This window comes from Bradyrhizobium sp. GW821-FHT13H05 (assembly GCF_058804065.1).
Genome location: NZ_JBXAPO010000005.1, coordinates 593,190 through 609,623 on the forward strand (window position 1 = coordinate 593,190; position 16,434 = coordinate 609,623).

Here is a 16,434-nt window from a genome sequence, read left to right on the forward strand (position 1 = left end):
CCGTCCCGGATTACGCTCCGCTCCATCCGGGCTGCGAACTGAGTCAACCTACGTGCTGCTCCCCGCCGCGGTCGCGACCACGGGCAGCACCTCACTTGCGGCCTGGTCCGGCGTCTCTTCCTTCCAGCGCACCGAGCCAAACGGCCGCTCCAGCATGCGGCGGATTCGCACCGGTTCGGGACCGACGTGGAAGTCGATCGCCTGCTGATGCAGTGCGCGTTCCGATTGGGTCGAACGGTTGCGCTGGCGCAGATAGTCGAACCAGGTCGGGCAGTGATAGCGCTCGGTCCACAATTCGGGATCGGCGATGTCGCGCGCGATCGACCAGCCATAGGCGCCGTTGCGCTGCCGCGAGAGCTGTACGTCCTGCATCACATTGTGGAAGGCGCGCGCGTTCTCCTGGGCGACACGGTATTCGATTTCGACCACCAGCGGCCCGCTGCGGCCGGTGATCGACAGCTTCACTTCGGGATCCGCCAGCACGTCGGCGTCCTCGTTGCGGGCGCCGACACGCGGCATCGTGAGCCAGATGCCGAGCAGCGGCGAGATCAGCATCAGGCCGGCGGCCGTCAGCAGCGCGACCTCGACGCCGGCATAGTCGGTGAGATGGCCCCAGCCCCAGGCGCCGATCGCGATGCCGCCGGAAATCGAGGCCTGGAACGCCGCGAGCGAGCGGCCCGCGACCCAGCGCGGTGCCGAGAGCTGCACGCCGATATTGAACAGCGCGACCGCGGCCATCCAGACCGCGCCGGCCAGCACCAGCGCGGCTGCCGTCAGCACCGGCTCGCTGCTCACGGCAAGGGCGGCCATCGCGAAGGCCATCGAGATGGTGCAGGCGCGGATCGCCGCCTCGCCGCTCATGCGCTTGCGCAATTCGTGAATATTGAGCGCGCCGACCACTGCGCCCATGCCGAAGGCGCCGAGCATGATGCCGTAGGTCTGCGCGCCGCCATGCAGCAGGTCGCGCGCCACCAGCGGCATTAGTGCCATGATGGCGCCGCCGCACAGGCCCATCACCAGCGTACGCAACAGCACGATCTTGATCGGCGGCGAATTGGTGATGTAGCGGAAGCCCGACACCATGGCGCGGTTGAGCTTTTCCCGCGGCAGCCGCGAGGGCTCGGTATTGCGCCGCCACAGCAGCAGCACCACCAGCAGCGGCAGATAGAGGATCGCGTTGCAGGCGAAGGCCGCGACCGCGCCGAGCGAGGCGACGATGACGCCGCCGACCGCGGGCCCGAAGCTGCGCGCGATGTTGTAGCTGATGCCGTTCAGCGCGACGGCCGATGGCAATGCTTCGGGCGGCACCTGCTCGCTGACCGAGGACTGCCAGGCCGGTCCGAACAGCGCGTTGCCGCTGCCCACGACGAAGCAGAAGGCGAGCAGCGCTTCCGGCGTGATCAGCTTGAGCCCGGCCAGGATCGTGAGCGCCGTCGCGCCGGTCAGCGCGATCATGAGCGAGACCAGGGTGACGATGCGGCGGTCATACATGTCAGCGATGGCGCCGGCCGGCATCGAGATCAGCATGATGGGCAGCATCAGCGCGGTCTGCACCAGCGCGACCTTGTCGGCCGAGGCCGCCATCTGCGTCATCGCCCAGGCCGCGCCCACGCCCTGGATCAGCAGGCCGAGATTGGAGAGCAGGCTGGCGAGCCAGATGCGCCGGAACACGGTGTACCGCAGGGGCGCGGTGATGCCGTCGGCCGCAATTTTCTGACGGTTCGTCTGCTCGGTCATATCCCCTTCCAAATGGGCTGGCAGAAGTTGTCTTTGGGTGATTCCGGCAAGTTCAGTGATGCCCGTGAAAGTCCTTCGCTGTCCAGTGGTTAGGCCGCTATAAGCGGTGCAAAGAATTGGTTTTGCCGGGGAGGAGCAGATGAAGCTGTCGCGACGGACGATCCTGCAAGCGGCGGGCAGCCTGCCCTTCGCGGTTGCGAGCTTGCGGACGGGCGCGCTGGCGCAATCGGCGCCCATGTCGGGGCAGTTACCGGAGGTGCCGCCGATCCTGTTCGTCCACGGCAATGGCGACTACGACGCGCTCTGGATGACGACCTTGTGGCGGATGGAATCGAACGGCGTCGCGCGCGATCGCATGCTGGCGATCAATTTCACCGATCCCAACGCGCGCAGCGACGACAAGGTCGAGCAGGCGAACCGTTCCTCGACCGAGGACCAGCGCCGTGAGCTCGCCGCCGCCATCGCTGAGTTGAAGCGCCGCACCGGCGCATCCCGCGTGGCGCTGGTCGGAAGCTCGCGCGGCGGCTATGCGATCCGGAATGTCATCAAAAATGGCGGCGCCGGCGATGTCAGCCATGCCGTGCTGTGTGGCACACCCAATCACGGCGTGTTCGCCACCGACGATACGCCCAACAACGAGTTCAACGGCCGCGGCGCATTCCTGCGCGGCCTCAACGAGGGCGAGAGCGAGGTCACGCCGGGCCCAGCTTTCCTCACGCTGCGCAGCGACGGCATGGACAAATACGCCCAGGCCGACGGCCGCTTCATCGGCAAGCCGGGCACGCCGACCGGTGTGACGGTCGAGGGGCCGGAGCTGAAGGGGGCCACCAATCTCGTGCTCGGCGCGCTCGATCATCGCGAGGTGGCGTTCCACCCGCGCGCCTTCCGCGAGATCTACAAATTCATCGCGGGACGTGAGCCCGCCCGCATCGCGATCGTCCCTGAACAGAGCGTCAGGCTGAGCGGCCTCGTCACAGGCACGCCCAGCGGCGTATCCACCAATCGCCCGGTGACGGGTGCAACCGTCGAGATATTCCGCGTCGATCCTGATACCGGAGAGCGCACGGGCAGCGCGGTGCACAGTTCGAAGACCGCCGCAGACGGCCGCTGGGGGGCGGCACAGGTCGATCCCAAATGGTCGCTCGAATTCGCCCTTGCATCGCCTGATGCGCCAACGACGCACATCTATCGCTCGCCATTCCCGCGCTCGTCTGATGTCGTGCACCTGCGCGCGGCGCGCCCGCTCGGTCCGGCAGACAAGGACGCGGGCGCGATCGTGATCATGTCACGTCCGCGCGGCTATTTTGGCCTGCCGCGGGACGTCGTGCTGCTCGACGGCAAGGAGCCGGCCGAGGTCAAGCCCGGCGTGCCCACGGATTCGGCAGCAACCTTGCGGCTTCCAATCAGCGAGGTCGGGCGTAACATCGTGGCCCAATTCGGCGAAGAACGAATTGTGGCACGCCTCTGGCCCGCCACCGAGAACAGGATTGCGATTGCCGAGCTGACTTACTAGCTATTTGCCTGCGTCACATCTGCGGGAGAGAGCCATGAACATCGCCAGCGTGCGTCGGCCCATCATCCCTCCGACGCCGCCGCGTGCGCCCGACGACATGTCGTTCTTCGGCCGGATCGCCGTGATCCGCCAGAACATGATCGCCACCTGGGGACAGCGCGCCTACGAGGAAGATGTCCTCGAGGGCCGCTTCTTCCTCCACAAGAGCTTCATCTTGAATCGCCCGGATGCGATCCGGCACGTCCTGCTCAGCAATTACGAGAATTATTCGCGCACGCCGGCGGGCATCCGCATGCTGCGCCCGGTGCTCGGCGAAGGCCTGCTGATCGCCGAAGGCCACGACTGGACGTTTCAGCGCCGCACGCTTGCTCCGGCGTTCACGCCGCGCGCCACCGCAAATCTCGTCCCGCACATGACGGCGGTGCTCGACGAGACCATTGCAAAGCTCGATGCCCAAACCGGTGCGCCGGTTGACTTACGCGAGGTCATGCAACGCATGACGCTCGAGATCGCCGGGCGCACGATGTTCTCGTTCGGCATGGACCGGCATGGCTCGACCTTGCGCAATTTCGTCATGGAATACGGCGAGCGGCTGGGACGGCCGTACCTCCTCGACATGTTGCTGCCGGTGTCCTGGCCGACCCCGATGGATTTCGCCCGCGGCCGTTTTCGCAAGCGATGGACCGAGTTCGTCGCGATGTTGATCGCTGAACGACGCGCGATGGGCAAGAAGGACGGCGCGCCGCCGCGAGACCTGTTCGACCTCATGGACGCGGCGCGCGATCCCGAAACCGGCAAGGGCTTTTCCGACGAGCAGCTCGTCGACGAGGTCGCGACCATGATTCTTGCCGGTCATGAGACGACTGCAACCGCGCTGTTCTGGGCGCTCTATCTGCTCGCGCTCGACCCGGAGACGCAGGAAGAGGTGGCGTCCGAGACGCGCGGCGAGCATCTCGACAGCATGGCCGATATCGATCGTCAGAAGTTCACCCGCGCCGTGATCGAGGAGACCATGCGGCTTTATCCGCCGGCCTTCCTCATCGCGCGTGCTGCGCGCGAGAAGGACAATGCCGCCGGCGTTGAGATCGGCAAGGGCGACATCATCATGATCGCGCCCTGGCTGCTGCACCGGCACGAGAAGCTGTGGGACCAGCCGAACGCGTTCATTCCCAAGCGCTTCCTGTCGGCTGAGGCACCCGACCGCTTCGCCTATCTGCCGTTCGGCGCGGGGCCGCGCGTCTGCATCGGCGCGCCGTTTGCGCAGGCCGAATCCGTGCTGGCGCTGGCCCGGCTGATCGGTGCGTTCCGCGTCGAGCTGGCCGATACGATTCCCGTGATCCCGCATGGCGTCGTCACGACCCAGCCGGATCGTTCACCCCTGTTCAGCATCACGGCTCGGTGACGGACGTTCGTCCGGCCGATGGCGTGATCCAACACAGACAGAGTTACGCCATGAGCGATATCCAGGCCCAGTTTTCCGTTCTGAAGCAGACCGCCGATCCGACAGCGGTCGACGCGATTGCGCGCCTCATCGAGCACGGCGAGGATCACGAGCTCAATCGCGTCAATGTGCTCGACTTCGCCAGGCAGCACAATGTCGACGAAGAGCGCGCGATCTCCGCCTTCCTGCATTCGGCGCGGCTCGGGCTGTTCGATCTCGGCTGGAACGTACTGTGTCCGGGCTGCGGCGGCGTACTTGGCGCGCATTCGACGCTGAAGGCGCTCAAGCCCGATGACTACCACTGCGCGCTCTGCGCCTGCGGCTACAAGGCCTCCGTCGACGATCAGGTCGAGGTCTCCTTCACCGTGAACCCGCGCGTGCGCCGCATCGCGGCCCACGATCCTGATACGCTTCCAGTGTGGGACTATTTCAAGCAGGTGTTCTGGAGCTCCGGCGTCGATTTCAACAAGGAATCGTTCGCGACGTTGTCCGACGAGGTCACGCTCGACACGATGGAGCTGCCGGCCGGCGAGAAGGCGACCATGTCGCTGCAACTGCCGAACGACTTCATCATCATCTTCGAGCCGGTGACGCACGCCGCCCATTTCATCGACGTGCAGGGCGAGCCGACCAAGGATCGCCAGCAGCTCGCCATCATGTACAACAGGGTGCAGGCCCCGACGGGGACCACGACGATGCGGCCGGGCCCGCTGCGGCTGTCGCTGGAGAACCAGGCCGGCGTGCGCGTGCTGCCGTCGGTGTTCATCGCGGCCGAGGCGCTCCACCATCTGATCGGCAAGCGCAAGCCATTCCTCACCGCCAAGCGGATGCTGTCGAACCAGACGTTTCGTGACGTGTTCAAGGCGGACAATCTCAGTCTCGACCAGCGGCTCCAGATCACCTCGCTCACCTTCCTGTTCACCGATTTGAAGGGCTCGACCGCGCTCTATGAGCGCGTCGGCGATCTCGCCGCGTTCGATCTCGTGCGCGCCCATTTTCACGCGCTGCTCGAGATCATCTCTTCCGAGAAAGGCGCGGTGGTGAAGACCATCGGCGACGCCGTGATGGCGACCTTCGTTCGTCCCGAGCACGCGATCGTCGCGGGTCTGCGGATGCGCGCGGCGATGGACGAGCTCAACAAGAAACGTGGCACCGACGACCTCATCGTCAAGATCGGCATCCACGAAGGCCCGTGCCTTGCGGTGATGCTCAACGAGCGGCAGGATTATTTCGGCCAGACCGTCAACATCGCCGCTCGCGTGCAGAGCCTGTCGACCGCGCAGGAGATCCATATCACCGGCCCGGTGCTCGATGCGCCCGCCGTGGCGGAAGTGCTGAAGCAGCGCGAGATCACGCCGATCCAGAAGCAGGCGGCGCTCCGCGGCATCGCCGACAAGATGGTGGTGTACGAGATACCGTGAGCTTCCAACGGTCATTCCGGGGCGCGCGGAGCGCGAACCCGGAATCTCGAGATTCCGGGTTCGATGCTGGCGCATCGCCCCGGAATGACAGCACTCCAGATTGCCGAAACGTAATACGCGCGCGGAACTGACGCACGTTGCGCCTGTTGAGTTTCCTGCTCATATAATGCTGGTAACGGCCGCGCTCTCGCGGCGTCATCGATTTCGGTAGGATCTTATGCTCGACGGTCTGCGCCAATTCATCGCCGATATTGTTGCTCCCCATGCCGGGGATCGTGCATTCGGTGACAGCGATTACCGGCTGGCGGCGACCGCGCTGCTGGTCCACGTGGTCTCGCTGGACGGCCAGCCGACCGCGGCGGAGCAGCGCAAGCTGCACAGCCTGATCGAAAGCCATTTCGGGCTCGATCGCGGCACCGCCGATCGCCTGATCGCCGATGCGACGGAGGTCGAAGGCGAGGCGGTCGATCTCTATCATTTCACCAGCGTCATCATGCGCTCGCTCGACGAAGCGGGCCGCAAGCGTATCGTCCAGATGATGTGGGAGCTGGTCTACGCCGACGGCCAGGTCTCCGAGTTCGAGGACAACGTCGTTTGGCGCGCCTCCGATCTGCTCGGGATCGCGCAGCGCGACCGGATCGACCTCAAGCATGCGGTCGCGGACCGGGCCGGTGGCCAGGTCAAGGACGGCGCCGTCGGCGGCTGATCTCTCCCAGCGTGGCGGTTGTATCGGCCACATGACGAAACTTTAATGTAGCCGTCGACCGTCCTGTTCCGGATTCGCTTGCGAAATCCGTGGTTTTCCCGCTGTCCCTGACGCCCGCTCAGACGGCCATGCCGCCGGCGCCGCTTGCCTGTCGCGCACGGCCTATGCTCTCGTTCCGCCATTACCGGGCCAAAAAAACTTCAATTCAAGAGACTTCGATCGTGACTGAGCGCGTAACCTTGATCACCGGTGCCTCGGCGGGCATAGGCACGGAGCTGGCGCGTGTGTTCGCCGCGAACGGACACCGCCTCGCACTGACCGCGCGACGGGCGGACCGTCTCGAGGCGCTCGCGACCGAGCTCGCCGCCAAGGGCGGCAAGAAGCCGATCGTGATTGCCTGCGACCTCCAGGAAGCCGATGCCGGCGACAGGATCGCGGCAGCGCTCGCCGCCGAAGGCGTCGAGCTCGACAATCTCGTCAACAATGCCGGCTTTGGCGCGTTTGGCGACGCGATCGAGTGCGACCGTGTCGCGCAGCTCGGCATCGTCGATGTCAACGTCCGGGCGCTGACGGATCTGTCGCTGCGCTTTGCCGATCAGCTGATCAGGAACAAGGGCGGCCTTCTCAATGTCGGATCCGTGGCCGGCTTTCTGCCCGGCCCCGGCATGGCCGTCTATTACGCGTCCAAGGCCTATGTGATTTCCCTCACCGAGGCGTTGCGGGCGGAGCTCGCGCCGCGCGGCGTTCGTGTCACCGTACTTTGCCCGGGTCCGGTGCCCACCGAATTCCAGGCGCGCGCCGGCGTTGGGTCCGGACATAATACGGCCCTTCTCAACGTTCCTGCCTCCGATGTTGCGCGGGAGGCCTATCGCGGACTGATGGCAAATAAACGGGCAGTGCTGCCCGGCCTCGGCATCAAGATTGTGCCGTTCGCGCTGCGCTTCTTCCCGCGCGGCTTCATCCTGTCCGCCACCAGCAAATTTCAGCGGCAGAGACACTGACAAGGCCAGCAGCGACCGTAGTGGCCCGGAGCTTGCTTCAATATCGGGGCGTGTGTGCGCGAACTCACACGATGTTAACCACCGCTTAGCTATGCTGGCGGCTTGAACCGATAGCACTCGCAGAGGCCATGTCGTTTCGGACGGACAGGTTTGGTGGCGCAGAAGTGGTGCCCTTCGCAAGAAGGACGCCGGGCGCCGCCGCCTCCGAAACGAAGTTGCCGGTTCTGATCATCCTGCACCAGGAATCCTCGACGCCCGGCCGCGTCGGCAATGCGTTGCGCGCGCTCGGCCATCGTCTCGACATCCGCCGTCCGCGCTTCGGCGATCCCTTGCCCGAGACGCTCGACCGGCATGCAGGTGCCGTCTTCTTCGGCGGCCCCATGAGCGCCAATGATTCGGACGACTACATCCGCCGCGAGATCGACTGGATCGAAATTCCGCTCCGCGAACAGCGGCCGTTCCTCGGCATCTGCCTGGGCGCGCAGATGCTGGCGATGCAGTTGGGCGCGCGCGTCGCGCCGCATGCGGAGGCGCTGACCCAGATCGGCTACTACCCGATCCGTCCCACGGTTGCGGGACACGCGCTCTGTCCGGACTGGCCGGCGCAGGTCTATCACTGGCATCGCGAGGGATTCGAGTTGCCGCGAGGTGCCGAATTGCTTGCGGAAGGCGATGATTTTCCGATCCAGGCCTACCGCACCGGCAATGCCTTCGGCGTGCAGTTCCATCCTGACGTGACCTACGCCATGATGCATTGCTGGACCACGCGCGGCTATGACGGCCTCAGCGCGCCCGGCGCGCGGCAGCGGCATCATCATTTCGCGGATCGTGCCGTCTACGATGCCGCAGAGCGCGCCTGGCTCGATCATTTCATCGACGGCTGGCTGACGCGCCGGCCGGTGCTGGCGCAAGCCGCCGAGTAATCGCGCCCTCGCGCGGGTGCTTTGCTTCACTCCTTGGCGCAAACCCTTGTCTCATCCCTGGATATGCTAGGCTCGCTGCTAACGAGCGCGCGCGAACGCGTGCCGGCAGCAAAGGGAGAGCGTTATGGCCTATGAACACATTCTCTATGAGGTGAGCGACAGGATCGCGACCATCACGCTCAATCGCCCGGATCGCATGAATGCGTGGACGCCGACCATGGAGCGCGACGTGCGCCATGCGATGGAAGCGTCAAGTGTGGATGACAATGTCCGCGTCATCGTGCTCACGGGTGCGGGCCGCGCCTTCTGCGCCGGCGCCGACATGGATGCGCTGAAAGGGCTCGATCCCAACGACGTCAGGCGCGCCTCGAACCTGCCGCCCTTCGACATGAACCGCCGGCCTGACTGGCAGACGCGCTACGGCTTCTATCCGTCGATCGGAAAGCCTGTCATCGCCATGCTCAACGGCGCGACCGCCGGTATCGGCCTCGTCCACGCGCTCTATTGCGACCTGCGCTTTGCCGCCGACAACACCGTGTTCACCACCGCCTTCGCGCGGCGTGGGCTCATCGCCGAGCACGGCATCAGCTGGATGCTGCCGCGCATCGTCGGCCACGCCAACGCGATGGATCTGCTGCTCTCGGCCCGTCGTGTGTCAAGCGAGGAGGCGCTACGGATCGGACTGGTCAACCGGCTCTGCTCACCCGAGAAGCTGCGCGAGGAGACCTATGCCTATGCGCGCGACCTCGCCCATTTCGTCTCGCCGAGCGCGATGGCCGTGATCAAGCGGCAGCTCTACGAGGTGCCGTTCCAGACCATGGCCGAGGCGACGATCGAGGCGAACAGGGAGATGATGGTGGCGCTGAACGGGAGTGATTTCCGGGAGGGGGTGGCGAGCTTCATGGAGAAGCGGCCGCCGAGGTTTACGGGGAGGTAGTTCCGGAGGCAGTCCGTCTTCGCCCTTCGGGCTTCGCCGGACACCACGCTTCACCCTTCGGGCTCTGCGCGGCTGCGCCACGCGTAGCCCGAAGGGCGAAGCGTGGTGGAGCCAGGCGGGATCGAACCGCCGACCTCGTCATTGCGAACGACGCGCTCTCCCAGCTGAGCTATGGCCCCTTTGCTGGCCGCTCTGGTAAACGCGGCCGACAACCGGGCGCCATTTAAGTCCCCGGCAAGGTCAAGTCAAGGACGGGTGTAAGGCGGTTTTAGCCATCCGGGCATCGACTTCCCTTGTTTGGGCGGGGGGGAACCGATATCTAGCAACAGGCGTCAATCCCGACCGCAGTCAGAGTTTCAAAAGCCAGAGTCTTCAAAAGCCATGCGTGCCGTTCTCGACATCGTCATCATCGTGCTCGACCTCTATGTCTGGCTGCTGATCGCCTCCGCGATCCTGTCCTGGCTGATCGCCTTCAACGTCGTGAACACCCGCAACCAGTTCGTTTCGGCGGTGGCGGAGTTCCTGTACCGGATCACCGAGCCGGTCCTGGCGCCAATTCGCAATTTCCTGCCCAGCCTCGGCGGCCTCGACATCTCGCCGATCATCCTGATCCTGCTCATCATGTTCATCGAGCGGGTGATCCTGTATTACATCTACCCGAACGTGATCTGAGCAGGCGGGAGCGCCTTGGTTGCCAACGAATCTCGCAAGGAACCTTGGCGTTACTCGGCCGCAGGAATCAGCATCGCGCTGCGGGTGACGCCGCGCGGCGGTCGCGACGACATTGACGGGATCGAGCAGCTGGCCGATGGCCGCAGCGTGCTGAAGGTGCGGGTGCGCGCGATTGCCGATGGCGGCGAGGCCAACAAGGCCGTTCTGGTGCTGCTGGCGAAATCGCTCGACGTCCCCAAGGCCAGCGTAAAACTGCTATCCGGCGCCACCTCGCGGTTGAAGCAGATCGCGGTCGATGGCGACCCGGCACGGCTCGGCGAAGTCCTGCGCCAGCTCGCCCAAGCCAAATCGATAGACCCCAAATCGATAGACTGAGGGAACTGACATGACGACCAAGATCATCGATGGAAAAGTCATCGCTGCGGAACTCCGTGGCCGTGTCGCCGACGAGGTCGCCCGCGTCAAGCGCGAGCACAATCTGGTGCCGGGTCTCGCGGTGGTCCTGGTCGGCAACGACCCCGCCAGCGAGGTCTATGTTCGCTCCAAGCACACCCAGACTCAGGCCGCCGGCATGGCCTCGTTCGAGCACAAGCTGCCGGCCGACGTCTCACAAGCGGACTTGCTGGCCGTCGTGGCCAAGCTCAACCGCGATCCCGCCGTGCACGGAATTCTGGTGCAGTTGCCGCTGCCGAAGGGCCTGAATACCGAGGCCGTGATCAATGCCATCGATCCCGCCAAGGACGTCGACGGCCTGCATCCGAACAATGCCGGCCGGCTCGCCGGTGGCTTCGAGGCGCTGTCGCCCTGCACGCCGCTGGGCAGCATCATCCTGACCAAGAGCGTCCACACCTCGCTTGAAGGCATGAACGCCATCGTCATCGGCCGCTCCAACCTGGTCGGCCGTCCGCTGGTGCAGTTGCTGCTGAACGAGAACGCCACGGTGACCATCGCGCATTCGCGCTCGCGCGATCTGCCCGGGCTCGTGAAGCGCGCCGACCTCGTCTATGCCGCAGTCGGCAAGCCCGAGATGGTGCGCGGCGACTGGCTGAAGCCGGGCGCGACCGTGATCGACATCGGCATCAACCGTATCCCGAAGGACGATGGCAAGACGCGTCTCGTCGGCGACGTCGCTTATCAGGAAGCGCTCGGCGTTGCCGGCGCGATCACGCCGGTGCCTGGCGGCGTCGGCCAGATGACGGTGGCGTGCCTGCTGGTGAATACGCTGCGCGCGGCCTGCGCGATCGCAGGCCTGCCGAAGCCGGCGGTGTAGGCAAACTCTCGTGCCCCGGGCGCAGCGCAGCGTGAAACGGTGCGCTGCAGAGCCGGGGCCCATACTCGCGGCATTCTGGGTCCCGGCTCTGCGACGCGTCACTTCGTGCCGCATCGCGTCCGGGACACCAAAGCTCAGCCCTTCTTCTTTTTCTTCTCGCGCTCGATGCCTTCGAGGATCAGCTTCTGCGCGTCTTCCGGGCCGCCCCAGCGCAGGATCTTCACCCACTTGCCGGGTTCGAGATCCTTGTAGTGCTCGAAGAAATGCTGGATCTGCTGCAGCGTGATATCAGGCAGGTCGGAATACGACTTCACCTTGTCGTAGCGCTGCGTCAGCTTCGACGAGGGCACCGCCAAAATCTTCTCGTCGCCGCCGGCTTCGTCTTCCATGAACAGCACGCCGACCGGGCGCACGCTCATCACGGCGCCGGGGATGATGGCGCGGGTGTTGATGATCAGGACGTCGCAGGGATCGCCGTCGTCCGACAGCGTGTGCGGAATGAAGCCGTAATTGCCGGGGTAACGCATCGGCGTGTAGAGGAAGCGGTCGACCACCAGCGTGCCGGCTTCCTTGTCCATCTCGTATTTGATCGGTTCGCCACCCACGGGGACTTCGATGATGACGTTGACGTCGTGGGGGACGTTTTTCCCGATCGAGACCGCATCAATACGCATTCAAGGCTCCGTTGTTGCCGAGGGTAAATCGCGCCCGGCAGCGATTTTGGCGCTGTCATACGCGGGCTTGGCCCGCCAATCCATCGTGTTTTTGCGAAATAATGAATCCAGCGATCACCGGCGCAAAAGGCGGGCGGTATCGACGGATGGGACGCGCTGCCGGCCAGACTTTCAGCAGCTCAATTGGTCCAAATCTTAATTGGTCCAGGCGAAGGCAACCTTGTCGAGCGACTTCGGCCCGAACCGCTCAGATGAGCGCGCCACCATGCGGCCGCCCAGGGCACGATAGAACTCGGTCGCGGGATCGTTGTCCGAGAGCGCCCAAACGACCATGCTCTTCAGCCCGCTCTGCATCAGGTCGCGGCGGGCGGCGGTGAACAGGCGGCGGCCGAAACCGAGGCCCTGAAACTCGGGACGCAGATAGAGCTCGTAGATCTCGCCGTCGAAGTGCAGGCTGCGGGCGCGGTTACGACCGTAATTGGCGTAGCCGGCGATCTTGTCGCCGAACACCAGCACGCTGACGCGGCTGCCCTTGCGGATCGCGCTGTCCCACCACTGCGGACCGCGGCGGTTGATCAGCTTTTCCAGCTCGCCGCCGGGAATGATGCCCTGATAGGCCGAGCGCCAGGCTTCGTCATGGGTTGACGCCACCGCAGTTGCATCTGCAGCTTTGGCCGGCCGGACCTCGATCAGGGTTGTGCTCATGGACTCGATCAAACCAAGTCGCCGCGCCGGCGGCAAGACCTATCGTTAATTATCGGTTAACCTGTGGACTTTCTGCATCAGTATTTTAACCATGTTGTATCGAAAGAGGACAAGGCGCTGCCTTGAACGGCAATCGCGTGCCTGCATCGGTGCAAAACTACGTTGCGGCAACCAATGAACCGCGATGGCAACGCAGAAAATCCGCCCAGGATGATTCGTTCCCGTTAGTCTGGTCTTCGCTGTCCGTGTTCGCCTCCGGCCATTCATGCGGCTCTTCAACACCCTTGCGCTCCTGTCTCTGCTCGCCTTGCTGACCGCGCCGCCTCTGTGCGCTCAGGTCACGTTCGGTGCATCGGGTGCGGAAGGCGAGCCGTTTCGCCGGCAGGAGTGGCGCGTGCCATCGCCGGATACCGCCATTGCCGCGCACGCGTTGCTGTTTCGTCCCGCAGGAACCGGTCCGTTTCGACTCGCGGTGATCGCGCATGCCTCGACGCAGAACGTACTGCGGCGTGCACAAATGCCGCAGCCGGAATATCGCGCGCTCGCAGCATTCCTCGTCGGGCGCGGCTTTGCCGTGCTGGTGCCGGAGCGGCTCGGCCATGGTGCGACCGGTGGCCGCTATGTGGAGGATCAGGGCGGCTGCGACGAGGCGGACTACACGCGCTCCGGTCGCGCGACGGCCGAAGAAATTTCGCTCGCGCTGGACTATGTGCGAAAGCAGGATTTCGTGCGCAAGGATGCTGCGATCGTGATCGGCCATTCCGCCGGCGGCTGGGGCGCGCTGGCGCTCGCGAATGCCGATCCGAAGACGATCGCCGCGATCACAGTGTTCGCGCCGGGGCGGGGCGGCCATGCCAATGACGAACCGAACCGGATCTGTGCGCCACATATGCTTCTTGCTGCTGCCGCCGAATTCGGTAAGGCGGCGCGCAGTCCCGTCACATGGCTCGTTGCCGCCAATGACAGCTATTTTACGCCGGCATTTTCCAGGTCGCTGGCAGATGCATTCCGCAGCGGTGGCGGCAAGGTCGACTTCCGCGCTCTGCCGGCGACAGGTAGCGAGGGGCATTGGATGATCGAGACTGAAGCGGGCGTCAAAGCTGCCGGCAGCGAGCTCGATCGCGTGCTGAAGCCGGCGTCGGTGAAGCAGCCATGACGCTGTATTTCCTGGTCAAATATCTCCATGTGCTCGGCGCCATCGTCATCCTCGGCACCGGCACCGGAATCGCCTTCTTCATGCTGATGGCGCATCGCACTGATAACGCGGAGTTCATCGCGCGTACGGCCTCGGTGGTGGTGATTGCGGACGCGATCTTCACGCTGTCGGCCGTCATCCTCCAGCCGGTCAGCGGCGGCCTGCTGATGATGCTCTCCAACACGCCGATCACCGAAGGCTGGATCCTTGCCTCGCTCGCGCTGTATGCGGTCGCCGGCCTGTTCTGGATCCCCGTCGTGTTCATGCAGATCGAGATGCGCGACCTCGCGCGCAAGGCCGCCGATCAGCGCACCGCGCTTCCTGTGCGCTACTTTGTCCTGTTCCGTCGCTGGTTTGCGTTCGGCTTCCCCGGCTTCGGCGCGACGATGCTGATCCTCTGGCTGATGGTCGCAAAACCGTTTTGAAGGACGCGATGAACCAGCGAACCATCTTGGTGCTCGGCGCCTCCGGCCTGATCGGTCGCTTCCTCACCGACGATCTGCGCACGCGGGGCTTTCGTGTCGTCGGCGTCGCGCGCGGCCTGTCGCCGGCGCAGCAGATGAGCGCGCTGGATATCGAGCTGCCGATCCTTTCGCTCGATGCGGACGCCTTGGCGCGGCTCCTCGGCGAGCATGCCGTCGACGTCGTCGTGAATTGCCTCGGCGTGCTCCAGGATGGCCCCGGCAGCGACACCAACGCCGTGCATCGCCATTTCGTCGCGCGCCTGCTTCAGGCGATCGAAGGCAGCGGCCGCGCGGTCCGGCTGGTGCACATCTCGATCCCCGGAACGGCCGAGGCCGACCGCACCGCCTTCGCGATCACGAAGCGCGACGCCGAGCGGTTGATTGCGGCCTCCGGGATTCCTCACGCCATCCTGCGGCCGGGCTTCGTGGTGGCGCCGTCGGCCTATGGCGGCAGCGCCATGCTGCGCGCGCTTTCCGCCTTCCCGCTCGATTTGCCGGCCAAGGAGATGGCGACGCCGTTCCAGCCTGTCGCGGTCGAGGACGTCGCCGCCACCATCGCCTGGCTCGCCGCGCGCGACGTCGACGATGCGTCCGTCAAGGCTGTGGCCTGGGACCTGATGCAGACAGAACCCGTCACCATGGCCGGCGTCATCAAGCAGTTCCGCCTCGCGTTCGGCACGGCGGGTTGGCCGCGCGTCGCGATGCCGGCCTTCATGCTCGGTCTCGGCGCGAACATCGGCGATCTCGCCAATTATCTCGGCTGGACGCCGCCGATGCGCTCCACCGCCATCGCCGAGCTCCGCCGCGGCGTGCGAGGTGATCCCTCGGCGTGGATTGCCGCGACCGGTCTTGCGCCGAAAACGCTGGCTGACATGATCGGGCGCCACCCCGCCACCATCCAGGACAAATGGTTCGCGCGCCTCTTCCTGATCAAGGCGCTGATTTTTGCGAGCCTGGTTGCGTTCTGGCTCGTCTCCGGCTTCATCGCCTTGTTTGTCTCCTACCGCGCCGCCACCGGTATTTTGACCGCGCACAATTTTCCGCCTGCGCTGGTCGATCCCATCACCATCGGCACCAGCCTGATGGACATGAGCATCGGCGCGCTGATCGCCTTCCGCCGCACGGCTGCGATCGGGCTCGTTGCGGGCATCGTGGCCTCACTCGGCTACATGTTCGGCGCAGCGATCCTCACCCCCGATCTCTGGATCGAGCCGCTCGGCGCCCTGGTCAAGACGGGTCCGGCGATCGTGCTGATGCTGGTGGCTTTGCTCATGCTGGAAAATCGCTGATGCTCAAATGGCCCGACGACGACGTGATCCTGTTCGACGGCGTCTGCATCTTCTGCTCGCGCTGGGTCCGCTTCGTTGCTGCGCGCGACACGGCGAAGCGCTTTCGCTTCACGCCGATCCAGTCGGATTATGGGGCGAAGCTCGCGCGCACATTCGGCATCGATCCGGATGATCCCGACACCAACGCTGTGATCCATGGCGGCGCGGTGTTTACGAAGTCCGACGCCGCGCTGACGGTGCTGTCGCAGCTCCCGGGTTGGGGCTGGGTGCGCGCGTTGTTGGCCGTGCCAAAACCGCTGCGGGACCCCGTGTACAGCCTCATCGCGCGCAACCGCTATCATATTTTTGGCAAGTCCGATGCGTGCTTCGTGCCTGATGCCGATTTAAGGGCGCGGGTTGTCGAGTAGCCCGTCATTGCGAGCGCAGCGAAGCAATCCAGAATCCCTCCGCGGAAAGACTCTGGATTGCTTCGCTGCGCTCGCAATG

At 64.9% G+C, this 16,434-nt stretch carries 17 protein-coding genes and 1 tRNA gene; 14 read left to right on the forward strand and 4 right to left on the reverse strand.

Features of this window, described 5'->3' with window-relative positions:
• Positions 1-48: 48 nt before the first annotated feature.
• Positions 49-1,737, reverse strand: a complete 1,689-nt coding sequence (locus tag AC1RR3_RS19490; RefSeq protein WP_492824712.1) for an MFS transporter — start codon at positions 1,735-1,737, stop codon at positions 49-51.
• Positions 1,738-1,876: 139 nt separating this feature from the next.
• Here AC1RR3_RS19490 and AC1RR3_RS19495 point away from each other — a divergent pair, with 139 nt between their 5' ends.
• From AC1RR3_RS19495 to AC1RR3_RS19525, 7 genes are all read left to right on the forward strand, one after another.
• Positions 1,877-3,250, forward strand: a complete 1,374-nt coding sequence (locus tag AC1RR3_RS19495; RefSeq protein ID WP_492824713.1) for a hydrolase — start codon at positions 1,877-1,879, stop codon at positions 3,248-3,250.
• Between the two features lie 34 nt (positions 3,251-3,284).
• Positions 3,285-4,652: a cytochrome P450 gene (locus tag AC1RR3_RS19500; RefSeq protein WP_492824714.1), complete on the forward strand. Its 1,368-nt coding sequence runs from the start codon at positions 3,285-3,287 to the stop codon at positions 4,650-4,652.
• A 50-nt stretch (positions 4,653-4,702) separates the two neighbouring features.
• Positions 4,703-6,112, forward strand: a complete 1,410-nt coding sequence (locus AC1RR3_RS19505; protein ID WP_492824715.1) for an adenylate/guanylate cyclase domain-containing protein — start codon at positions 4,703-4,705, stop codon at positions 6,110-6,112.
• Between the two features lie 217 nt (positions 6,113-6,329).
• Positions 6,330-6,818, forward strand: a complete 489-nt coding sequence (locus AC1RR3_RS19510) for a tellurite resistance TerB family protein (RefSeq protein WP_492824716.1) — start codon at positions 6,330-6,332, stop codon at positions 6,816-6,818.
• 221 nt (positions 6,819-7,039) lie between these two features.
• Complete coding sequence (locus tag AC1RR3_RS19515) at positions 7,040-7,819, forward strand: SDR family NAD(P)-dependent oxidoreductase (RefSeq protein ID WP_492824717.1); 780 nt, start codon at positions 7,040-7,042, stop codon at positions 7,817-7,819.
• Positions 7,820-7,947: 128 nt separating this feature from the next.
• Positions 7,948-8,742 (forward strand): glutamine amidotransferase, encoded by a 795-nt coding sequence (locus tag AC1RR3_RS19520; RefSeq protein ID WP_492824718.1) that lies wholly within the window; start codon positions 7,948-7,950, stop codon positions 8,740-8,742.
• A gap of 124 nt (positions 8,743-8,866) precedes the next feature.
• Entirely contained in the window at positions 8,867-9,679 is an 813-nt protein-coding gene (locus AC1RR3_RS19525) for an enoyl-CoA hydratase (RefSeq protein WP_492824719.1), read from the forward strand.
• Between the two features lie 103 nt (positions 9,680-9,782).
• Here the strand turns inward: AC1RR3_RS19525 and AC1RR3_RS19530 are convergent.
• Positions 9,783-9,858: transfer RNA gene (locus AC1RR3_RS19530), tRNA-Ala, on the reverse strand.
• Between the two features lie 202 nt (positions 9,859-10,060).
• On the opposite strand from AC1RR3_RS19530, the gene AC1RR3_RS19535 reads away from it, so the two are divergent.
• From AC1RR3_RS19535 to folD, 3 genes are read left to right on the forward strand one after another with little or no spacing between them, the layout of a single operon-like run.
• Positions 10,061-10,351 carry a YggT family protein gene (locus AC1RR3_RS19535; RefSeq protein WP_007598721.1) on the forward strand — a complete coding sequence of 97 codons (291 nt, stop codon included), beginning with the start codon at positions 10,061-10,063 and terminating at the stop codon, positions 10,349-10,351.
• Between the two features lie 15 nt (positions 10,352-10,366).
• Entirely contained in the window at positions 10,367-10,726 is a 360-nt protein-coding gene (locus AC1RR3_RS19540; RefSeq protein WP_492824720.1) for a DUF167 domain-containing protein, read from the forward strand.
• 10 nt (positions 10,727-10,736) lie between these two features.
• Positions 10,737-11,621 carry a bifunctional methylenetetrahydrofolate dehydrogenase/methenyltetrahydrofolate cyclohydrolase FolD gene (folD, locus tag AC1RR3_RS19545; RefSeq protein ID WP_492824721.1) on the forward strand — a complete coding sequence of 295 codons (885 nt, stop codon included), beginning with the start codon at positions 10,737-10,739 and terminating at the stop codon, positions 11,619-11,621.
• Between the two features lie 134 nt (positions 11,622-11,755).
• Here the strand turns inward: folD and ppa are convergent, their stop codons facing one another.
• Both ppa and AC1RR3_RS19555 read right to left on the reverse strand, forming a co-directional pair.
• Entirely contained in the window at positions 11,756-12,295 is a 540-nt protein-coding gene (gene ppa, locus AC1RR3_RS19550) for an inorganic diphosphatase (RefSeq protein ID WP_492824722.1), read from the reverse strand.
• A 195-nt stretch (positions 12,296-12,490) separates the two neighbouring features.
• Entirely contained in the window at positions 12,491-13,000 is a 510-nt protein-coding gene (locus AC1RR3_RS19555) for a GNAT family N-acetyltransferase (RefSeq protein WP_014490714.1), read from the reverse strand.
• 265 nt (positions 13,001-13,265) lie between these two features.
• Between AC1RR3_RS19555 and AC1RR3_RS19560 the strand changes: the two genes are divergently transcribed.
• The 4 genes from AC1RR3_RS19560 to AC1RR3_RS19575 are packed head-to-tail and all read left to right on the forward strand — an operon-like array spanning position 13,266 to position 16,355.
• Entirely contained in the window at positions 13,266-14,156 is an 891-nt protein-coding gene (locus AC1RR3_RS19560; RefSeq protein WP_492824723.1) for an alpha/beta hydrolase family protein, read from the forward strand.
• The gene (locus AC1RR3_RS19565; protein ID WP_492824724.1) at positions 14,153-14,620 is read left to right on the forward strand and encodes a DUF2269 family protein; all 468 of its coding nucleotides are present in this window, start codon (positions 14,153-14,155) and stop codon (positions 14,618-14,620) included. Before AC1RR3_RS19560 ends, AC1RR3_RS19565 begins: the two co-directional genes overlap by 4 nt.
• A gap of 8 nt (positions 14,621-14,628) precedes the next feature.
• Positions 14,629-15,948, forward strand: coding sequence for an SDR family oxidoreductase (locus AC1RR3_RS19570; protein ID WP_492824725.1), 1,320 nt, complete (start codon positions 14,629-14,631; stop codon positions 15,946-15,948).
• The gene (locus tag AC1RR3_RS19575) at positions 15,948-16,355 is read left to right on the forward strand and encodes a thiol-disulfide oxidoreductase DCC family protein (RefSeq protein WP_492824726.1); all 408 of its coding nucleotides are present in this window, start codon (positions 15,948-15,950) and stop codon (positions 16,353-16,355) included. Before AC1RR3_RS19570 ends, AC1RR3_RS19575 begins: the two co-directional genes overlap by 1 nt.
• Positions 16,356-16,434: the final 79 nt, after the last annotated feature.

Coding starts and splice junctions, on each gene's coding strand:
- AC1RR3_RS19490 (WP_492824712.1), bottom strand. CDS start 1,737: ATGACCGAGCAGACGAACCGTCAGAAAATTGCGGCCGACGGCATCACC.
- AC1RR3_RS19495 (WP_492824713.1), top strand. CDS start 1,877: ATGAAGCTGTCGCGACGGACGATCCTGCAAGCGGCGGGCAGCCTGCCC.
- AC1RR3_RS19500 (WP_492824714.1), top strand. CDS start 3,285: ATGAACATCGCCAGCGTGCGTCGGCCCATCATCCCTCCGACGCCGCCG.
- AC1RR3_RS19505 (WP_492824715.1), top strand. CDS start 4,703: ATGAGCGATATCCAGGCCCAGTTTTCCGTTCTGAAGCAGACCGCCGAT.
- AC1RR3_RS19510 (WP_492824716.1), top strand. CDS start 6,330: ATGCTCGACGGTCTGCGCCAATTCATCGCCGATATTGTTGCTCCCCAT.
- AC1RR3_RS19520 (WP_492824718.1), top strand. CDS start 7,948: ATGTCGTTTCGGACGGACAGGTTTGGTGGCGCAGAAGTGGTGCCCTTC.
- AC1RR3_RS19525 (WP_492824719.1), top strand. CDS start 8,867: ATGGCCTATGAACACATTCTCTATGAGGTGAGCGACAGGATCGCGACC.
- AC1RR3_RS19535 (WP_007598721.1), top strand. CDS start 10,061: ATGCGTGCCGTTCTCGACATCGTCATCATCGTGCTCGACCTCTATGTC.
- folD (WP_492824721.1), top strand. CDS start 10,737: ATGACGACCAAGATCATCGATGGAAAAGTCATCGCTGCGGAACTCCGT.
- ppa (WP_492824722.1), bottom strand. CDS start 12,295: ATGCGTATTGATGCGGTCTCGATCGGGAAAAACGTCCCCCACGACGTC.
- AC1RR3_RS19555 (WP_014490714.1), bottom strand. CDS start 13,000: ATGAGCACAACCCTGATCGAGGTCCGGCCGGCCAAAGCTGCAGATGCA.
- AC1RR3_RS19560 (WP_492824723.1), top strand. CDS start 13,266: ATGCGGCTCTTCAACACCCTTGCGCTCCTGTCTCTGCTCGCCTTGCTG.
- AC1RR3_RS19565 (WP_492824724.1), top strand. CDS start 14,153: ATGACGCTGTATTTCCTGGTCAAATATCTCCATGTGCTCGGCGCCATC.
- AC1RR3_RS19570 (WP_492824725.1), top strand. CDS start 14,629: ATGAACCAGCGAACCATCTTGGTGCTCGGCGCCTCCGGCCTGATCGGT.
- AC1RR3_RS19575 (WP_492824726.1), top strand. CDS start 15,948: ATGCTCAAATGGCCCGACGACGACGTGATCCTGTTCGACGGCGTCTGC.